This is a genomic window from Candidatus Symbiopectobacterium sp. NZEC151, from assembly GCF_025962655.1.
Classification (GTDB): Bacteria; Pseudomonadota; Gammaproteobacteria; order Enterobacterales; family Enterobacteriaceae; genus Symbiopectobacterium.
Window position 1 is genome coordinate 1025993 of the sequence record NZ_JAGFPE010000001.1, and the last position, 19427, is coordinate 1045419.

The 19427-nt window shown below is 47.5% G+C and carries 13 protein-coding genes; all 13 read left to right on the plus strand.

All coding sequences use genetic code 11. From position 1 onward, the window contains the following. The first annotated feature begins 92 nt into the window (after positions 1–92). The 13 genes from J5067_RS04695 (at position 93) to J5067_RS04755 (ending at position 19425) form a co-directional block, all read left to right on the plus strand. A complete protein-coding gene (locus J5067_RS04695; protein ID WP_264642724.1) occupies positions 93–677 on the plus strand; it encodes a DUF4255 domain-containing protein in 585 nt (194 codons plus the stop codon). Then, entirely contained in the window at positions 678–1460 is a 783-nt protein-coding gene (locus J5067_RS04700; protein ID WP_264627679.1) for a hypothetical protein, read from the plus strand. It abuts the gene before it with no gap. A gap of 591 nt (positions 1461–2051) precedes the next feature. Then, positions 2052–3611 carry a phage tail sheath C-terminal domain-containing protein gene (locus J5067_RS04705; RefSeq protein WP_264642726.1) on the plus strand — a complete coding sequence of 520 codons (1560 nt, stop codon included), beginning with the start codon at positions 2052–2054 and terminating at the stop codon, positions 3609–3611. A 78-nt stretch (positions 3612–3689) separates the two neighbouring features. Further along, positions 3690–4160 carry a phage tail protein gene (locus tag J5067_RS04710; RefSeq protein ID WP_264642727.1) on the plus strand — a complete coding sequence of 157 codons (471 nt, stop codon included), beginning with the start codon at positions 3690–3692 and terminating at the stop codon, positions 4158–4160. Positions 4161–4209: 49 nt separating this feature from the next. Next, complete coding sequence (locus tag J5067_RS04715; RefSeq protein ID WP_264650541.1) at positions 4210–4686, plus strand: phage tail protein; 477 nt, start codon at positions 4210–4212, stop codon at positions 4684–4686. 198 nt (positions 4687–4884) lie between these two features. Beyond that, positions 4885–5538: a peptidoglycan-binding protein gene (locus tag J5067_RS04720; protein WP_264628618.1), complete on the plus strand. Its 654-nt coding sequence runs from the start codon at positions 4885–4887 to the stop codon at positions 5536–5538. 14 nt (positions 5539–5552) lie between these two features. Then, positions 5553–7346 carry a type VI secretion system tip protein VgrG gene (vgrG, locus tag J5067_RS04725; RefSeq protein ID WP_264650542.1) on the plus strand — a complete coding sequence of 598 codons (1794 nt, stop codon included), beginning with the start codon at positions 5553–5555 and terminating at the stop codon, positions 7344–7346. A 19-nt stretch (positions 7347–7365) separates the two neighbouring features. After that, complete coding sequence (locus tag J5067_RS04730; protein ID WP_264628032.1) at positions 7366–7665, plus strand: PAAR domain-containing protein; 300 nt, start codon at positions 7366–7368, stop codon at positions 7663–7665. Between the two features lie 29 nt (positions 7666–7694). Beyond that, a complete protein-coding gene (locus J5067_RS04735) occupies positions 7695–8144 on the plus strand; it encodes a GPW/gp25 family protein (RefSeq protein WP_264628031.1) in 450 nt (149 codons plus the stop codon). Continuing rightward, positions 8144–12115: a hypothetical protein gene (locus tag J5067_RS04740; protein WP_264650543.1), complete on the plus strand. Its 3972-nt coding sequence runs from the start codon at positions 8144–8146 to the stop codon at positions 12113–12115. The genes J5067_RS04735 and J5067_RS04740 overlap by 1 nt, the downstream gene beginning before the upstream one ends. Beyond that, positions 12108–12938 carry a hypothetical protein gene (locus J5067_RS04745; RefSeq protein WP_264627592.1) on the plus strand — a complete coding sequence of 277 codons (831 nt, stop codon included), beginning with the start codon at positions 12108–12110 and terminating at the stop codon, positions 12936–12938. The genes J5067_RS04740 and J5067_RS04745 overlap by 8 nt, the downstream gene beginning before the upstream one ends. Beyond that, positions 12911–15313: a hypothetical protein gene (locus tag J5067_RS04750; RefSeq protein WP_264650544.1), complete on the plus strand. Its 2403-nt coding sequence runs from the start codon at positions 12911–12913 to the stop codon at positions 15311–15313. Before J5067_RS04745 ends, J5067_RS04750 begins: the two co-directional genes overlap by 28 nt. Next, the gene (locus J5067_RS04755) at positions 15310–19425 is read left to right on the plus strand and encodes a contractile injection system tape measure protein (RefSeq protein WP_264650545.1); all 4116 of its coding nucleotides are present in this window, start codon (positions 15310–15312) and stop codon (positions 19423–19425) included. Before J5067_RS04750 ends, J5067_RS04755 begins: the two co-directional genes overlap by 4 nt. Positions 19426–19427: the final 2 nt, after the last annotated feature.

Genomic DNA, 19427 nt, shown 5'->3' on the forward strand with positions numbered 1-19427 from the left:
TCATTCAAGGTTGTAAAACCCTCGACAAATGCGCTATAGCTATAAAATCCCAATTGGGAACGCCATTTCCTATTCTTAATCAGGAATATCCCATGCTAGACCTCTGCTTAGATTACTTAAAAGAAAGGATGAACCAATCCGTTAAGAACGTTTTTGATTTAGCCGATGATTTGGTGATTGTCTCGCCACCAACAGATCTCGATGGCTCAAAGTCGCCTAAAATACAAAACAAGATCCTCGTTTTCGTTAGCAACATTGAGAAAGACGCATTTTCTAAAAGTTATCGACAAGATTTCAACGCGATGAGCAATAGAACGGCGGTATCATCACAACCACTTTTTATCACCATGACGGTGACAGTCGCGGCTAACTTTAGTACCAACCATTACTCAGACGGGTTAAAGGTACTTTCCCATTTCCTGGCATTCTTCAACCGCCTTAGCAGTTTCAATCGACAGAACTCTCCCGATCTCCCGAAAAACATCGAACAAATCAACATGGAACTGGAGTCCATACCGGGTGATCAGCTTAATCACATGTGGGGAATATTCGGCTCACACTACCTGCCCTCATGTAATTATCGAGTGAGAGTACTCATACCGGATAGTGAGTCTATTCTGTCTCAGGTGGGTAACATCCATTTGTCAGCTACCACGATGGCAAAAAGAGAGAATTAAATGGCAGACTATCAATCGTTCTTAGCAGTTAGCGTTTTGCATGATTATTACAATGCAAACAGCAACGGATTAGCCCCTGTTGATCTTATACCCGACCGGGACACCGCATGGTTACTCAGGCAATACAGCATTCTGCTGAAATCCGCGCGAGGGTTTACACAACTGGTTGTCGATACTGAACAGTTTGCTGATTTAGCCGATTTGACCGATGAATTGGCCTTAAGGTTCTATCTCGTGAGCACAGACCCCGTCACCAGAAGCATCACACAAATGCCCAATATGTTCGATATTTCAACTATAAAGGCAGCATTTATAGATAGCGCAACGCTTGATATCAGCGCAGAACAGTGGGTTGATATAGATCAGTTAAATGCAACTACTGCCTACGAAGGGGTTGCCACTTATAACAAAAATTTAATCAGCATACTCACCGTCAGTCTTCCAAAGCACCACTTAACCTTAGAAAAAAAGTCTATCACGGTTCGGTTCAACGCCATCTCGACCTGTTGGAAATATTATATATTTTCGTTAAGTGGCACAAAAAAACTCACCATTTCCGACGCATTCACAGAGCAAGAGCATGAACAGATCGCCAATAAAACGGCAAGGGTTTTTCTATCTAACGATCAAATCCCCTTGAGGCAGGTTTATACAGAACCCTTTTCACTGTCAGATGATAAGAACGTTATTATTAAATCCCTTCCACTTCCTACACCAGATAATATTTCAATATTTATTGCCAAAGAGATAAAAAAATCTATCGCTCACATCTATGTCAACTGAAAACGCTATGATGTGTAACCCTCTCATGGCAATCATACGCAAGCACCGCAAAGTGACAATCGCTGAATAAAGCAGGAATACGTATCGGTGGGCATAAATCATGAAATTTTATGCGATTAAAACCATAAAAAATTTAATCATTATCTCTTTAAACATGGTTTAATCAGGATTTTATAGGGTAATTTCAGACCAGCAGAAACGCAGTGATACCGGGGTATTGGTTTCAGGAAAAACCAGTTGCATCATTTCTAAGTTGCGTCACGTGCTCTGGCCGTTTTTATCGCATGATAAAATTTACCCTGCCACAACAGGAAAAAATTTTTCATTATTTTCAATACATTAAAACACACCCTTCACCTTTCGTTGGCGCTAGAAACCAACCCGTGCCGCGAAAAGTCTATATTGGTAAAGATGAATAATGTCGCTTGAATTTCTCAACATCAACAGTTGACAGAAAACACAGCAAACGCTATACCAAACATATCATTTGTTAATCAGATAGTTCTTATTGAATGCCTTTCTTAACAGCGTTTTTTCCTGTGTGTTAACCGTTGGGCATGGTTGCCAATCAATTACATGAAGGTCCAAACTATGGGCGTAATGAAAACACCTGGCGTATATATTGTTGAGCAGAACGCATTCCCAAATTCTGTTGTTGAAGTTTCCACTGCGGTTCCCGCGTTTATTGGATATACAGAGAAAGCGGATAACGGTGGTAAATCGCTAAGTAATCAAGGATGGCGTATTACTTCCATGTCGGAATATCGGCAATATTTCGGTGGAGAACCACAACACTTATTTGAAATATCCGAAATTGGTGCCGCGCCTGATGCTAATACCAAAGAGGCATTTAAGCAGGCAGGGAAAACTTACCAAATAACTCAATCAAACACCCGCCATCATCTTTACTACAGCATGCTCTTTTTCTTTCAAAATGGTGGCGGCCCTTGCTATATCGTGTCTGTGGGTAATTATTCCGATGATATCGATGCAGGCGCATTAAAAAGCGGTATTACGCCTCTGATTAAAGAAGCGGAACCCACCATGCTGATTATCCCTGAAGCAATACAATTGGCAGAAGACGACTGTATTAACGTCGAGCAGGCCATGCTCGGCCATTGCGGCGGCAAGATGAAAAACCGAGTGGCTATCTTAGATATCTGGAACGGTTACAAAGACCGTCAGCATCCTGATGGCGACTGTGTTGAAAACTTCCGTTCTAAACTGGGTACCAATTATCTCGATTACTCTTCGGCTTATTACCCCTGGCTCAACACCTCTATCGTGCAGGACAGCGATGTCAGTTTCCTCAACATCAGCAATGTAGATAAGCTGGCAGAGCTACTGAATGGCGAAGTTGCTGCGATGTTCAGTGACTTAGAAGGCCTTTCGGAAGAAGAACTCAGTACGGGCGGTAACAAGCTGAGAGCGACGCGAAAACAAGCGATGCTCAATGAAATTGCTAAGTTAAGCAGCGAAATATCGAGACCTGATGCGGTGCTACTGCATAAGATTCTGTCGAATATGAGTCCGTTATACCAAACTATTATGGCGGACATTAAGTTTCAGCAAAATATCCTGCCCCCCTCCGCGGCGATGGCCGGTATTTATACCATGGTCGATAACTCTCGCGGCGTATGGAAAGCGCCAGCAAACGTCAGTGTCAATGCGGTGGTCTCTCCAACTGTTAATATCAGCGATGATGAACAAGAAGATCTGAACGTTACGACACAGGGTAAATCGATCAACGCTATTCGGCCGTTTATCGGTGAAGGCACATTAGTCTGGGGAGCCAGAACGCTTGATGGCAATAGCTTAGACTGGCGTTATATCAACGTCAGGCGCACGATGATTATGTTAGAAGAGTCCATTAAGCTTGCTTCAAAAGCGTATGTCTTCGAACCCAACGTCGCCAATACTTGGGTCTCAATGGAAAGCATGCTGGGTAACTTCCTGTACGGTATCTGGAAACGAGGCGGGTTAGCAGGTTCAACGCCAGGTGAAGCTTACAATGTGAGCGTTGGTCTGGGTAAAACGATGACCGGAAACGATATTCTGGAAGGTATTCTGCGTATTACCGTGTTGGTCGCTATGGTTCGCCCGGCTGAATTTATCGAAATCACTTTCCAGCAAAAGATGCAGGAATCCTAGATTCTGACCTCTGCATTACTGTGTGGTTAGCATTCAATATCGTCGAATATTACGTGGACAGCTTTTCAGGAGACTCCTATGGCAGATGATGGCTCAGCTCAATCCGAAACCGTATGGCCAATGCCGAAATTTCATTTCGAAGTGAAATGGGATGGCGGTGCTGGCGCTGGAATGGTTTCAGCATTTCAGGAAGTATCAGGGCTTGATTTAGAAGCACAGCCCATCGAATATCGTGCGGGTAATAGCCCGGTATTTTCGACCATAAAAATGCCCGGATTGATAAAAAGCGGTAACGTCACGCTTAAGAAAGGTATTTTTAAAAGTGATAATAAGTTCTACACCTGGTATTCGAAGATCAAAATGAACACAATCGCCCGCACCGCCGTCACTATAAACCTGTTAGATGAAAGTGGCGCGCCAGTGATGAGCTGGAAATTAAAAAATGCCTGGCCCACCAAAGTTACCGGCACCGATTTAAAGTCGGACAGTAATGAAGTGGCAGTTGAAACCATTGAACTGGCCCATGAAGGATTAGAAATCTCCGTTTGATTTCTTTCATTGAGCAAAGCCTTACTTCCGGGATAGAGAAAGTATCATCATGGGGACCTCAAAAGGCACTGGTGCAGTTCAGGGTGATGGTGACTGGCCTCTTACGGCTTTCTACTTCAGCGTTTCTATCAGTGGCTGTGCCGATGACACAGCCTTTCAGGAAGTCTCCGGACTAGAGTTCCAGATAGAAACTGAAGAGTATCGCGAGGGAGGAAATAACCTGGTTTACCATCTGCCCAAGACCATAAAAAGTAGCAATTTAACGCTAAAAAGAGCGGTGACGGATAAAACATCTAAATTACTTGCCTGGTGTCTTGGCATTTTGAATGATGAGCTATCAAAACCGATTCTGACGAAAAGTGTGTCGATCAATTTGCTAAATGAGAAAGGAACCACCTGCAAAAGCTGGACTGCCTCAAATGCATATCCAGTAAAACTGAAGATGGCACCTTTCAACGCAACGCAAAATGACATAGCCATTGAAGAGATTGAAATTTGTTTTCATCATTTGAAAAGGAACTTATAACTGTGCCATTAGAAATAAAACAGCTTGTGATTAAATCAAAAACGATAAATGACGATAATAAAAACCCGTCATTCGGCACGGATAGGTCAAGCGTTGATTCTGAAGTAAATCGGCCTGAGACAGCGCTTTGTTACCCATTGATAATGTCGCCTGATGAAGTAAGAGAAAGATAAGTGATTTAAACAAAGGGAATTCAGAATGGAAAAAATAACAATTAAATCAGTGACGTCTAAAGGAACTGTTGCCCAAACATTTTCGGCAACGTTAAATCCTAATAGCATTAAGCATAATTTTGGTATTTCTTACACGGATAAAGGCCCTCAGCAACAAGGTGATGTCTCACCAACAACGGTGTTTAAAGGCTATGAAAGCGAGAAATTGGACTTCGAACTGCTGCTCGACGGTACAGGAGTCACCGGCAATACGAGTACAAACACCGTGCAGAAGCAACTTGCCACGCTTAAAAAAGTGACCTACGTCTACAATGGTGAACAGCATGAACCTAATCCAGTAGTGATTGCATGGGGTTCATCTGTAAACTTCCAGGGTCGCTTAACCGCTATCAGTATTAATTACTCTCTCTTTGATTCTTCTGGTAACCCACTGCGGGCCACGGTATCACTTAGCTTTGCAAAGTATTTAACTCAACAAGAAAAAAATGCCTTAAAAAAACAATCCTCCCCTGACTTAACACATATCATTGAATTCAAAGCGGGAGACACGCTCCCCATGCTATGCCATAAGATCTATAACAACAGCAGTTATTATATTGAGGTTGCTCGGGCTAATAATTTGATCAGTGCCAGACAGATCAAACCCGGCACAAAACTTTACTTCCCACCGTTAATTTAGACATTGGATTAATTATGGCCATCTCTCCATTAAAGAATAGTAGTACTGGCGTAACCACCTACACCATTAAAGTCGGTGGCAAAGCGATTGACAGCGCCATCGGCATTATCGCCATCCATGTTCGTTATCAAATAAATCATATTGCCACAGCGGAGATAACCGTTAGCGACGGTGATATGCCCTCTCAACGCTTTGATGTTAGCGATGCCGATACGTTTAAACCAGGATCAATCATTTCTATTTCTGCTGGCTATGCGAGTGATGAAAGGACTATTTTCGAAGGCATTATTATTAGTCATGGTATAGAAATCACCGCGGATAACAGCTCATTCCTCAATATTGTTTGTAAAGATCAGGCGATTGCGATGACGATTGCCAAGCATAGCCAATGTTTTCTCGCTAAGTCTGACAGTAAAATCATTAGCAGCCTGCTCGCAAAATACCCCAATATCACAGGCTCCGTCGGCAGCATTACCGACCCCTACCCTGAACTCGTCCAGTTCAACAGCACTGACTGGGATTTTATCCTCACGCGAGCTGAGGCCAATGGCTTTGTAGTCACGAACCAGTCTAATAAAGTTACCGTTGATAAACCGGCAATAAGCGGTACGGCGGCCCTCGTTGTGACCTATGGAACGGATTTAATGTCGTTCTCTGCAAAAGTGGATGCGCGAAACCAGCTAAGTTCTGTCACCGCTACCGCTTGGGATTCTACTAAGCAAAACATGGTGACAGGTACCGGTTCATCTCAGTCTATCTCTGGGCAAGGTAATTTCGCGAGCGCCGATTTAGCGAAGGTATTAGGCATCAGCGATTACACGCTACAAACTGCCTCAACCATAAGTGCAGATTCACTAACCCGCTGGGCTAGTGGTCAGCAGGTTAAAGCCATGCTGAGTAAAGTTCGAGGCCGGGTTACTTTTCAGGGAAACGCTAGCGCGACGATTAACAGTTTACTTGAATTGGCTGGCGTTGGTGAACGTTACAACGGCCCACATTATGTTGGTGGCATTCACCACAGTATTGAGAAAGGTCAGTGGATTACCACAGCCGAGTTGGGAATGTCTGCGATGTGGTCGGCAGAACACCGCGATATTGGTGCCCCACCCGCTTCAGGATATTTACCGCCCGTAGATGGGCTACAAATCGGCGTAGTGACAAAATTGGATGGCGATCCAGATTCAAATTATCGCATCCAGATAAAGATCCCAACGTTGAATAGCGAAGCTAATTTAATCTGGGTACGATTAGCCACGTACTATGCTTCATCAGGGTGCGGGAACTTTTTCATTCCCGAAGTGGGCGATGAAGTGATTATTGGCTGTATCAATCAGGATCCCAGTAATCCCATTATTCTTGGCTCACTGTATAGCAGTAAAAATAAAATGCCTGAAGAGATTACGTCAGACAACCATATCAAGACCATCGTCACAAAAAGTAAAATGAAAATTATTTTTGACGACGAAAATAGCGTAATGACGTTAAAAACACCGAACGGCAATTCCATCGTGATTAGTGATAAAGATAAATCCATTACCCTGACTGATCAGAATAGTAATGTGATAAGCCTGGATAAAGATGGCATTGCTATCACCAGTAGTAAAGATATAACTCTCTCAGCCAAAGGGTCGGTAAAAATTGATTCCAGTCGCGATACCACTATTAAGGCCACTGGCGACGCTAAAATTTCAGCGTTAAATGTTTCAGCGCAGGCCAATACGGGATTAACACTGAAAGGAAATGCCACCGCAGAACTCTCATGCTCAGGAATGACGACCATCAAGGGTGCCCTGGTCAAAATTAATTAGCGATTAACGGAGTTGATATATGCCCTTTGCAGCAAGAATTACGGACTTACAGGTGTGTCCGATGGTAACCCCGGGGTTTCCTCCAATTCCTCACGTTGGAGGCCCCATTATAGGACCGAGCGTACCAACGGTCTTAATTGGATCTTTGCCCGCAGCAGTCGTTGGGGATAGTTGCGTCTGCGTTGGGCCGCCATCGACCATTGTTAAAGGATCGGCCACGGTGATGATTGGTGGGAAACCTGCGGCAAGAATGGGTGACACTACCAGCCACGGAGGAACGATCACGCTAGGATACCCTACGGTCATTATTGGCGGTTAACCACAGCCAACGAGGATTGCGTGAAATTTATGGCAAACGACAATGCATTTTTAGGAACCGGCTGGGCATTTCCGCCCTGCTTTACTGGACCCAATCATCAGATTGTCATGAGCTCTGATATACAGGATATCGAACAGAGCTTAACGATTCTACTCTCCACCACGCCTGGGGAGCGACTTATGACGCCCGATTTCGGTTGCCGAATTAATCAGTTTGTATTTGAAGAACTCACGCAGACGGTATTAACCCAGCTCGCCTCTGAAATTCGCCATGCCATTTTATTTTTCGAATCGCGCATCAATGTCGAGGATGTCCATTTTTTACCCGAACCCTTTTCTGGGAAATTGCTTATTCAAATTGACTACAGCGTTATCACCACCAACACGCGTAGCAATATGGTTTATCCCTTCTATTTAAGCGAAGGCACGTTGATAGCACCTCAGTTACTACCGTTATCAAACGAGTGGGATATCGCATAATGACCTCGCGGCAACAGCGGCAGGATGAGGCGATAAATTCATCCCTTTTTAACCCACACGAGCTTAGCTTTGAGCAGTTAGTGGTTTGGGCACACCAGTTTGCCCAACAATTGCCCTTCAAAAACCTGCAGGATCAGGCCGATGGTCACTGGGGAAATTTATTTCAAAAAAGTGAAATCGTGGTTTGTGCCGCGATATCAACCTGTAATACAAAACAGATTCAAGAACAATTCCAGCAAGCCCAGGCACACGGTGGAAACGTGGCCGTCGAGTTTTTACTCATCCTGTTAAAACGGTTGCAGGAGTGGTATCAACACCTCCCGGGCACCCCGGAGACCGCTTACCAGTTTAAATACTACCTGCTGCATGAATATCAGTATCACCTCTCGTTGCCGCTAAGCCTTATGATCACCCGCTTACCGGAGCAATTCCACCATCACGTACAAGCGCTTGATCCGTTGTGGAATCTTGATCAACAAACGCTAGACACCGCATCGTCAGTATTGCAGCACAGTAGCTTTAGTGAACAAACGCGCCACTGCTTCGCGAAAATAGTCTATGTCATTGAACAGATAAAACAGCAAAGCCAGCAGGTATTGCAGGCCGCTTTAGTGCATCAGGAAAATAACCCGCAGCAGGCACTTTATTTTGCCTTCCTGCAATTGTTTGAACGGGCCCAACAAAGCCTTAATCAATTCACGGAAAAACATCTGCAATTTTATTACCAGCAGGTTCTACAGCAAAGTAAGAAAGCTACGCCAGATAATTCGGTGTACCTAAAACTCTCATTAAACAATCAAACCAACAATTCGATTCAATTTGAGCAAGGTGCCGAATTTAGCCCTGGCGATGATCCTGATTTTAACCCGATCATTTATCGTAGCGGTTATCCAATTGAAGTCACGGATGCCGAGGTCTCTCACCTCTTCAACCTCACTCTACAGCGCGACCCGCTAGTTTCACCCGAAAAAGAATCTGGCTTGGTATGCGGAGTCAGCGGACAGCGCCTGCTGATAACGGCTAGCGCGACCGGGGACGATTTCCCGAAAGAACAGCACTTTAATATATTCAACAACAAGTATAAAACCGAAGACAGCACGCAACCGATGGGGCTGATTATCACGGATCCCCTATTTTCGATGCAGCAAGGCAATCGCAGTATCGAAATCGTGATTCATCTCAAAGAGGTGCGCTCGGGCATCGTTGCTCAGGAATTGCTGGCGGTGGATGATGATGATAAAGCCAGCGCAGCGTTAACGCGAATATTTACACAATTACTCACCCTGCATGCCTATCTGTTGGAGAATTGGGCTGCCCAGATAACCGCCAGCAAACTGGTAAAAGAGGTAACACCGGATCAACTCAACCAGTTTCAGCATCTCAGACCGTCACAGCGTGTTTGGGTAGCCTATAAGTTGTTTTATCTGCAAATGCTACAGGTTATCTGCTCAACCCAAGATAAAGGGGTGTTATATGGCCTCTCAAAGACGGACCTTCTCTTTCGTGTCATCGGTCAGATAGTAAGCCGACGCTGTCTTTACACGGTGTCATGGTTAGCCGAATCAGATATTGCGGAGATCCTCACTCGTTTGAAACCCATTCTTGCGGAAGAAGCAACTGCTTATACGACGATCAAAGAGTTACTCAGCCATTCCCTCACGGCGGCTTTTTATCAACTCTTTCAGGACGTTTTTCACCTTGAAGCCTCAACCGAAAATGGTTGGGAGGTGCTTGATAACGTGGAGATTTACCCCTGCTCCGCCAATGAGTGTCAAATTGGATTTAGGGTGAAATGTCATGTTGATACCGGTTTTGCGTCCATCATCCCTCGCCATGCGCATCTCCCGCACAGTGCATCGCTAAAAATAACGCTGAAGCGGCAAAGTAACTGCTTCCCGTATGCGATTTTCCGCGATTTTGAATTATCAAAACTGGCGATGTCATCGCATGTAAGCGGCGTAACCCAAATGCAATTATTTACCCCCGAGGGACAAGTTGATTCCTCACAGCCCTTCTTCCTATTTGGCTCTCAGCCTTATCTTGATGCCTATGTGGTTATTGCTAACGAAGAGATTGCCCGAAAATCCCTTAGCCAATTGTCGTTGCACCTCGATTGGGGGAACCTGCCGCGGGGCTCAGAGGGCTTCAGGCAGTACTATGCTCAATATCCTTACCAATACACCAACGCCAGTTTTCAAATGCGCGCAGCAGTGCTCGATAATGGGCAGTGGGTTGAATTCGGCCCGACTTTCTTACCGTTATTCACGCCGGCCAGCGGCGTCCTTCACCATGACAGACATCTTCATTTTCCGAAAATGAGAAACAGCTACACGCCAGTGGCTCGCCCGTGGCCAAAGACGCCATACAGTAACCAATCTGGCTTACGTAACGGTCTCTTTAAGCTAATGCTTACAGGCCCGGAACCGGCATTCGGCCACAAAGATTATGCGCCCTTACTGAGTGACACACTGACTTACAATGTCAGCAAAAAGCATAAAAGAACGTTGCCTAATCAACCCTATGCGCCGTTAGTCACCCGCATTGCCATCGACTATTCAGCGGAATCAACCATTGATTTATTAAGCATCGACAATCACAGCCAGAGTGAAATCGTTCACTTGCACCCTTTTGGCGAAAACGCCATTTATCCGCCGCAGCAAATTCTCCAGCTCCACAGACCGAGATTCTTCCCGAATTACCAAGAGGATAGCCATTGCTTTATCGGTATCACTGCGACTGAATTATCGGGGTATTTAAATATTTTCTTTGTGTTTGACGGTAACGCCCGACTGCTAATGCCCTATCCATCTACCGCATATCGCTGGTATTACCTGGTGGAAAATGAATGGCAGGCACTCAACCCGCACCAGATTATCCATGACACTACCCTCAACTTTCTCACCACCGGTATTGTCACCTTAGATCTACCGGATGACATCAATACGGACCACACCGTGATGCCGTCGGGTCTGTTTTGGCTACGTGTGAGTACCAATAAGGGGATTGACCGCTATCCTGACTGTTTGCATGTGGCAACACACGTCGTAAAAGTATCAGGTAAAGGCGCGCCCCTTGCCGATGATGGTGTCACCCCGCTCTCATTTTCTGCATGGCGAAGCACACCGCGAAAGGCGAATCTTGCCGCCATAGCGCAACTTAATGCGATGATAAAAATCCCCGAAACTGAAAGCGATAAACACTTCCAGATGCGGATCAGTGAAAGCTTGCGTCACAAAGGCAAAGCGTTAACGCCGTGGGATTACGAGCACCTTATTCTGGAAAACTTCCCGGAGGTGGGTTCCGTACACTGTTTCCCTACCCGCAGCTATCATTCTCATGCCCAGGAACCCGGCCGCGTATTGGTCATCGTGACCCCAGTCAATACCCACTGCGATCACTCGCTCTGTTCGCCAAAGCAGTTAGATTCTTCATACCTTCTCGCTATTCGCCGTTTCCTGTTGGCCGTGTCTCGCCCGCACGTACAAATAGAAGTCCGTCATCCTGGCTACGAAAAAATCCAGATCAGGTGCAAAGTCACGTTAAAAGAGGGAGTCAGTCATGGCCCCGCATTACGAAGACTCGAATATGCTATCAAATCGCAATTATGCCCTTGGGAGTCAGGCAGTCTTAACTCGGGGCTGGGATTCTGCTTATCACTTGAGAAGCTCAGCGCCTTTATTCTCAGACAAAAAAACGTCGTTAAGGTCAGTGCACTCTCCGCGCTGAAAATCAGCATTGATGAAGATACGGAGTACACGCTCCAGGACAGCGCGACAACCAATCAACCCATTCGTGCAGCCTATCCATGGTATTTGTTGATTCCAGAAGTGCATCAGTACATTCAAATTTCACCCGATAACCTTACCCACAGGCCCGTTACCGTTGGTATTGGCGAACTGGTTATCGGGGAACAATTTATTGTCAGCACATCAACAACGTCTAACCCTAAAGGCGCAAAAAATAATGGCTAAACGTAACCGAAGCACGCTTAAGAATTATTTTCGTCATGGGACCATGCCGTCAGCCGAACACTTTTCAGACTTGATTGACTCATGCGTTAATCAGAGTGATGAAGGGTTTATCAAGCCACCGGAAACGGGACTTCAGCTAAGAGCATTAGATCAGGAACATTTGCTGAGCTTTTACCAGCAAAATAGCCCCGACACCCCGCTGTGGCACGTTGGATTTGCTCCTCAGAGTATTAATCTACACATTTTCGCAAACCCAATTGCAGATATCACAGGAGAAAGCCCGGAGGATACCGGAGCAGTACCGTCCACCAATCTCTCAATGACGCCCAATGGACATGTAGGGATTAATACCGCAACGCCTCAGCAGACCCTCGACGTCAATGGCACCATCGCATCTCAAGGCAGAATGGGCGGCGTGTTGATTGATACGCCCATCCCCGCTGATGGCGAATGGCACGATATTACTCCCGATCTCGAAGGGTGCCATATGTTCGAAGTGGTCGCGGGGATCGGCATCCGATACAGCGGGCGCTATGCTCTTGTGCACGCCATCGCCACTAATACCTGCGCACCCAACAAACGGTGGTGGCACTGGGCAGATAAAAACCCTATTCATATGACTCAGGCATTTTTTCATTCTTCAGCAGACAAAATACAACTGCGCTGGCGGCAACACAATCACAGAGGCACCGTGCGCCCTTACGCATTGCAAATTCGCACCAATACGCCATTTGGAAAAGACCAAACCATCCAATACCATATTACACAATTATGGCATGACCCCTTTATGCAGCAATGCCAGCACAAAGTAATGGGGGAGTAAATTCAATAATGTCTAAGACTATTTCGAAAAAACGCCATAATGATAATCCGAATAGTTTTGAACATCTTTATCAGCTTGGCCTGACGTACATCCAGCAGCTAAGTGGTCATCTCTGGACTGATTACAATACGCACGATCCGGGCATGACTATCCTGGAGCAGGTGTGCTACGCCCTGACCGACCTGATCTACCGCTGTGAGTTTGAGGTAACCGACTATCTCAGCGAGCCCTCTGGGAACATTGATTACCGGGCTCATGGATTAGCGTTAGCGCAAGACATCATCCCGGCATACCCGCAGCAGCCTGAAGAATATGAGACGTGGTTATTAGCCCGGCTTCCTGAGCTCGAGAAAGTCTGGTTACGCTGGAGTGAAGATGCCCCGCAGTTGGGTATTTACACCCTTAATGTACAGCTCAACCATTTTTACGCGTTAAGCCAGCAGGGTCCGGTAGCTAGCCAACGTTCGGTCTATACGCAGCAACATGCCGCCATTCAGCGCATTCGCCATGAGTTTTATCAGGTTCGGGCGATTGGGGAAGATTTATCCGCCATTGAATTGACCGGACAACACCCGCTGACGCTCACCGCCGTCATTCATATCAGTGACGATATCGCGGATGTCACCTGGCTAGCTGCCAAGATCTACCACCGGATTGGCCTTTGGCTTGAAGCAAATACGCAAAACATGCCTGCGACTGTGATTAAAGAATCACTGCTCGCTGAAGACGGAATCCTACAAATTGATCGGCTAGAATTTAGCCAGCACAGTAGCAACATGGGTGACGAAGAGCCAACCCCGATTGATAATATCGCCCCTTTTTCTTATTTGACGCTTCCGCGACCCTCCGCGCATTCAGACATCGAGATAATCCAGTTTCAGCACCCGGTTAACCTCGACTACGCCAATCTCGCCATTCAAATAGAGCAGATCCAATACCAGCAACGTTTTGCCCAGCTCAAAACGGTCACGCCCCCCGCGCTGCCCGTTGGCCGATATTTTGAGTTCAGCCGCTATGAATCCATTCAAACGCTGTTTCCCAGGAACTATCATTTAGCGCCTGGGATGCCGAATCAATACCATGCGCAGCAGCAGGCTCAACGACATCAGCTTCGCAGCTACTTACTGCTGTTCGACCAACTAATGGCTAATTTTTGTGACGACGTTGCCGGGTTGAACTCGCTGTTCTCGCTCTCATTAACTACTGAGGCCACCTACCATGCGCATCGGTTACACGATGATGAGTTTTATAATATCGGCAAACATTACCCGCATGATGCGAGCACGCGTCTGGACCAGTTGCGAGCTCAGCTTGATGATTATCCTGAGCGGAAAAATCGCATCTTTAACTATTTGCTAGCCCTTTATAGCGAACGGTTCCCGGAGTGGTTACATCGCCAGTTCAATCCGTATTTTTCTGCCCAAACATTAGAAAAACAGCTTCTGAAATACAAACAAGTTTTTATCCTGAATATCGTTACGATGACCAATGGCCGGGGTATTGGTGATAATTTGCTTCAGCCTGAACATCAGGGTGGATACCGCCAGCGTCTTTCGCTGCTTCTAGGGCTATTCCCACTGGCCTCTTCCCAGGGGAGTTATACGCAGGCTATTGCCCGGTACTCACTGAACCTGGTGCCAAACTCATTCTACTTCCCCAGCGATACGGGCAAAACTGTGTTGTGGTCACTCAGCCCCGAAGCGAAGGCGAGCCTGCTGCCTTTAGCCGATAACCGCTTAGTCGAATACCCGAATGAAGATGATATTGAGCACACCCTATTAGCCACCTCCCTCTTCCACGGGCGAACGCTGCCTGATGTGCTGTTGCAGTTTGGTATTGATAACCGCAGATACCGCCTGCTGCCCCGCGCAGAGCATGATGATTATCTGCTGTTTTTTAATACTGGGATCGAAGGCACCCAAGAGGGGCTTTATATTGCCAGCCATTCTGACAAACAGGCACTCACCCAACTCTGCCATCAGTTGCAACGCTGGCTAATAGAGCTGAATCAAAGCAGTGAAGGGCTTTATGTCGTCGAACCCATTTTACTGCGTACTGGAGACGCTAGCGACTATGCCAACCGGGTCACTCTGGTGTTGCCGGGCTACACCGCTCGCTTTAGTAACCCCAGGTTTCGGGAGCATGCAGAACAACTCATCATTGAAAACAGTCCGGCTCACCTGCTGACGCAGTGCCTATGGTTGGATTTCGCTGCTTTTGGCCAATTCGAAACGTTGTATAGCCAATGGCGGCACGCAAAATCCAACGCGCTACAGCGCAAAGAAGATCAGCCTGAGTGCGATGCCATCGCTCAACAGCTTTACCAGTTTATTCAGCGGTCGCGCAATGAGACAGATGAGGCGTTGAGCCTATGAGCCAATTCCACAAAATTAATCACATTAGTCTCGAATTTGATTTCACCGGGTTTGCTGATGCAGAGACCTTTGAATCGCGCGCCGCGCAGTGGGTTGTTCAGCACTTTATCCCCGTGATGGAAACGGTATTTGATGAGGTCTGTCCTGAGCATCAAACCCTGGTTATCGATACGCTGACGCTCGATCTCGGTGAGATCAATGCAAGGATGTTTTACCAACAAGCACCAGAAAAACTCAAACACGTGCTCCAGACAACGCTGCGTTCACAGTTGCACCTAGCCGGACAGGCACGGCCATCCACGCATTCGGCTAACCCCAATAGCATGCAGGTGCGAAGCCAGCAACAACAGCGCTGGAACATACTCTGGCAATTTCTCAGCACCGGTGCGCTCCCGTGGTCGGTGCCCGGCGAACAGCCGCTGGAATCACTGGGTCTGTCTGACATGCTGACCGAACATTCCACCCAGTTGGTTGAGGCACTCAATAATATCCACCAGCCTGAGCACCTATTACGACGGATCGTTGAGCAATTTCCCGTCAGCCACATTGCAGCATTGTTTCCGTCGTTAGCGCCTTCGCAGCAATGGGAAATGATGTCACTTTTATTAACGCATCCTAAAGGCCGCCAGGGAGAAATCGCTGACCGACTGGCACTGGCGTGGTTTGCCCGCTTCGCGCAGCTATTAGCGCAACACAACCTGGCTCCGCTCCGTCCCGATTGGGAAAAGCTGATTTACCAGTTTGCGCCACAGCTGATAAAAGCCCTCTATCAGCGGCACACCGATAGCCAGCTCCCCTGGGCTTTGGTGCGTGATTTAACGGAAGCTGAGCGCCTGCTGCTGCTTAGCGTATTAACACCGCAGGAATATCCATTTTTGACCGCTATTCTGCGCGTACCAGACTGGTGGCAGGTAAAAAACCGCGCCGATTTAACCTCGCGCGACGTTCACGCTACACAGGCATCAAGCCCTGAAAAATCCGCCGCGATATTGCCCCCATCGCAAATTCACCAGCATGTGTGGCTTTTTACGCTCCAATACCTGCTAATCGATCGTGGCAGTGCGTTCAACCGCCAAAGCTATATGTCTGGCCTGGTGGTCCAGATGGCAAATTCGCAAAACCAAAAGGCAGATACGCTGCTGGCGTCGCTAATTGCGACGCTTGACAGCACCACCATCGACAGCGTGCTACAAGGGCAATTATTGGATTTACTCCACACCATCGAGCCCATTATTGTTTCGCCTGCGCTTTTAGGCGCACCTGATAAACCGGAGATCGCTGAAACACGCTTACCCGCCACCACGGCTCCCCAGACAGACCCTGATGAGGCAAACCGGCTAATCAGCGCAGTCCCATTACGCCATATTAACGAACTGGTTATGGCGCTCTGTTCAGGCCAGGAACATCAGCTCAGGCTGTATTGGCCACCACTTTCGCAGCCGTTTGCCGCCTTATTGCGCTGGTGCGGCCAACTGGAGTATGTGCGCCGCCATTGGTCCGAAACGTATTCTGATGCAACCTTATTAGCGCTGGCCGACGTGCTGGAACCGCTTGCATCCCCTTTATTACGACTCCTGATGGTGAAACATCCTCTGTTTGCCACCCAGCGTGCCGGGGCCACCGAGCGCGCAACAGTGACGAGTTTATGGAAATTCACTTTTGCGTTTCTCATTGTGGAAAGCGGCGGCGCGTTTAACCCAAAAAGCTACCTCTGTTATTTAATCCAGCAGATGGCAGCCTGGCGCAATATCTCTTATACCGACCAATTGGAAGCACTGAGAAATAGCGTTATCAATACCGGTGACTTTTCCCTGTCTGGCATCCCCATGAGCAGCCTTCTGAAAGAACTCGATCCGTCCAGGCTCCCGGGAAATGCCGTTCAAGGTGATGAACCATCGCCTTCTTACTTTCAGTCGCCACTCTCACCGTCGTTGATAAATGGCCTCTCTTTGACGCAGTTGGCTGACATCGAAAACATCACCACAACGCTGCAAAGTGCCAATCAAACTCAATGGAACAGCCACATTCATCAATGGCAGCGCGACCATGGGAAACGGCTACCACTGCTCATTTTCAGTGCGGGGCGCTCACTTTCCGTAGTAAAGCGCTGGGTGGCCAATTTTGATGATTCCGCATTATTCACATTAACCACCACCATCAATTCGCCTGCCACAGAGACCGTACAGGCTATTATTCGCGAGAGTCAAACCATCGGAATAGCCATAAGCCACGCGTTAAATCCGCTTAATATGAGTAATACCAGAAATGCCTTATGGGAACTGACGCTACACTACCTAATGAGCCGCCGAGGGAGTGAATTTAATCAATATCAATATTTACTGAATGTCACTGAACAACTTTCTGCCCGCTACCAGATTAACGTTGAAGTATTAATTCACGAATGGTTAAACCTGAGCGATAGCGGCTTTTTATGGCGCCAGCAGTTGGTTGACCTTGTCGAACATCAGAAACGGCCCCCCGTCACGGCACCTCAGTTGCTCGCAAATATTCAGTCCGATGTCCACGTATTGGTCATAAGTCAGCAGCAACGTACGATTTTACAGCACTATGCCGCAATCAATGCCAGTGCAATAGCAACACAGCTACAGACATGGAATATCCCACAGCTAACGCGCCTGATACGTATCATGCAGCCGCAACTCAGTGAGCGTACACTCGCGATGCTCCCTTTGCTGCTGGCGATCGTCCGGCAATTTACATTAGCCTTTCACTGGTTTTACCCACTGCTCCTCAGCCATGAATGCCCCGCCACGCCAGAGCAATGGCTTCAACGGCTGTTACGTCAGATGAACAAGCACCATGCGTCGTCTGAAAGTACGCACTACCACCAGTTGCAGCAATTCATCCTCAGCAGTAACGATACTCATGAGCCTCTGGCGGAACGCAGACGGTGGTTAGATAGCCTTCTCCCTGAAGAAACGTTACACGAAGGCTTACAGCTCTGGTTCGAGGGTAAAGCACCCGCACCGGAGCAGGGCTTGTTGACAGGGTTATCGCAACGCTCACCGCCGCATTCACTACGGCAATGGCTACAGCGTAGTCTGGCAAATCCGCGCCATATGCAGCGTTGGCTAGTGGAGATATCGCCTGAAACACATCAAGCGATTTTGCTCCCAACGCTCACCAGCGCCACCCTCGCATTGCTGGCATTACGCCAGGCATTTTGCCAACTCTTTGAATCGCCGAAACAGGGCGAATTCCTGTTTTGGCAAACGCTTTATCGCCAGCATTGGCTTAAAGGGATCACCATGACCGGCACCCCGTTCATGCATGCTGTTCTCATCGAGTTAAATCAATTATGGCGTGCTCACGCGCATCAGGACAAAGCATCTGACGATACGTCGGTTGCCGCGCTGATTGGGCGGTTACTGCCGCTCATATCCTCTACGTCACAGCAAAAAACGTTAGTACAGATCGCAAGCCAGTGCGAACAAAGTCCATCGGGAAAAACACCGTGGGCGGCACACCTGAATCTCCAGCAACCGGAAATTAAACAACTTATTGAGGCCATTGATATGACAGATAAGGACGTGAAGAAAAACGCGGAGATCTCATGGGAAAAACCGCAGAATAACGCAGAAGCAGTGGCTGAACCCGTCATCATTCACAATGCGGGATTAGTTATCGCCTCAGCCTATATCCCAATGTTATTTCAGCGGCTCGCGCTGACCGACGGGCGCAACTTTGTTGATACCCAGGCACAACTGCAAGCGCTGTTCTGCCTGCAATGGATGACGAATAGCACCAACAGCGCGCCAGAATATCAACTGTTGCTGAACAAAGTACTCTGCGGCGTTGCGCCCTCTACGGCCATTCCTCAGCAGGTTGCATTACCGGCAGGGGCCGAAACGCTCATCGAAGGTTTGCTTACGGCCATCATTGCCCACTGGCGAGTTCTGGGAAAAACCTCCATCAGCGGGCTGCAATCCACTTTCATTCAACGTGAAGGCGTGCTCACCTTCACCCCCCAACATTGGCAGCTAAATATCATCCCTGGCACCTTTGACATGCTACTCGACCAATTGCCGTGGAGCTTTCAGACCATTAAATACCCATGGATGGATATTCCCCTCTTTGTTTCATGGCGCTGAGG

What these genes read in the sequence shown, in the direction of transcription:
- J5067_RS04740 (WP_264650543.1), top strand. Translation starts at nt 8,144, where the DNA reads ATGACCTCGCGGCAACAGCGGCAGGATGAGGCGATAAATTCATCCCTT.
- J5067_RS04750 (WP_264650544.1), top strand. Translation starts at nt 12,911, where the DNA reads ATGCCAGCACAAAGTAATGGGGGAGTAAATTCAATAATGTCTAAGACT.
- J5067_RS04705 (WP_264642726.1), top strand. Translation starts at nt 2,052, where the DNA reads ATGGGCGTAATGAAAACACCTGGCGTATATATTGTTGAGCAGAACGCA.
- J5067_RS04730 (WP_264628032.1), top strand. Translation starts at nt 7,366, where the DNA reads ATGCCCTTTGCAGCAAGAATTACGGACTTACAGGTGTGTCCGATGGTA.
- J5067_RS04695 (WP_264642724.1), top strand. Translation starts at nt 93, where the DNA reads ATGCTAGACCTCTGCTTAGATTACTTAAAAGAAAGGATGAACCAATCC.
- J5067_RS04700 (WP_264627679.1), top strand. Translation starts at nt 678, where the DNA reads ATGGCAGACTATCAATCGTTCTTAGCAGTTAGCGTTTTGCATGATTAT.
- J5067_RS04715 (WP_264650541.1), top strand. Translation starts at nt 4,210, where the DNA reads ATGGGGACCTCAAAAGGCACTGGTGCAGTTCAGGGTGATGGTGACTGG.
- J5067_RS04710 (WP_264642727.1), top strand. Translation starts at nt 3,690, where the DNA reads ATGGCAGATGATGGCTCAGCTCAATCCGAAACCGTATGGCCAATGCCG.
- vgrG (WP_264650542.1), top strand. Translation starts at nt 5,553, where the DNA reads ATGGCCATCTCTCCATTAAAGAATAGTAGTACTGGCGTAACCACCTAC.
- J5067_RS04755 (WP_264650545.1), top strand. Translation starts at nt 15,310, where the DNA reads ATGAGCCAATTCCACAAAATTAATCACATTAGTCTCGAATTTGATTTC.
- J5067_RS04735 (WP_264628031.1), top strand. Translation starts at nt 7,695, where the DNA reads ATGGCAAACGACAATGCATTTTTAGGAACCGGCTGGGCATTTCCGCCC.
- J5067_RS04745 (WP_264627592.1), top strand. Translation starts at nt 12,108, where the DNA reads ATGGCTAAACGTAACCGAAGCACGCTTAAGAATTATTTTCGTCATGGG.
- J5067_RS04720 (WP_264628618.1), top strand. Translation starts at nt 4,885, where the DNA reads ATGGAAAAAATAACAATTAAATCAGTGACGTCTAAAGGAACTGTTGCC.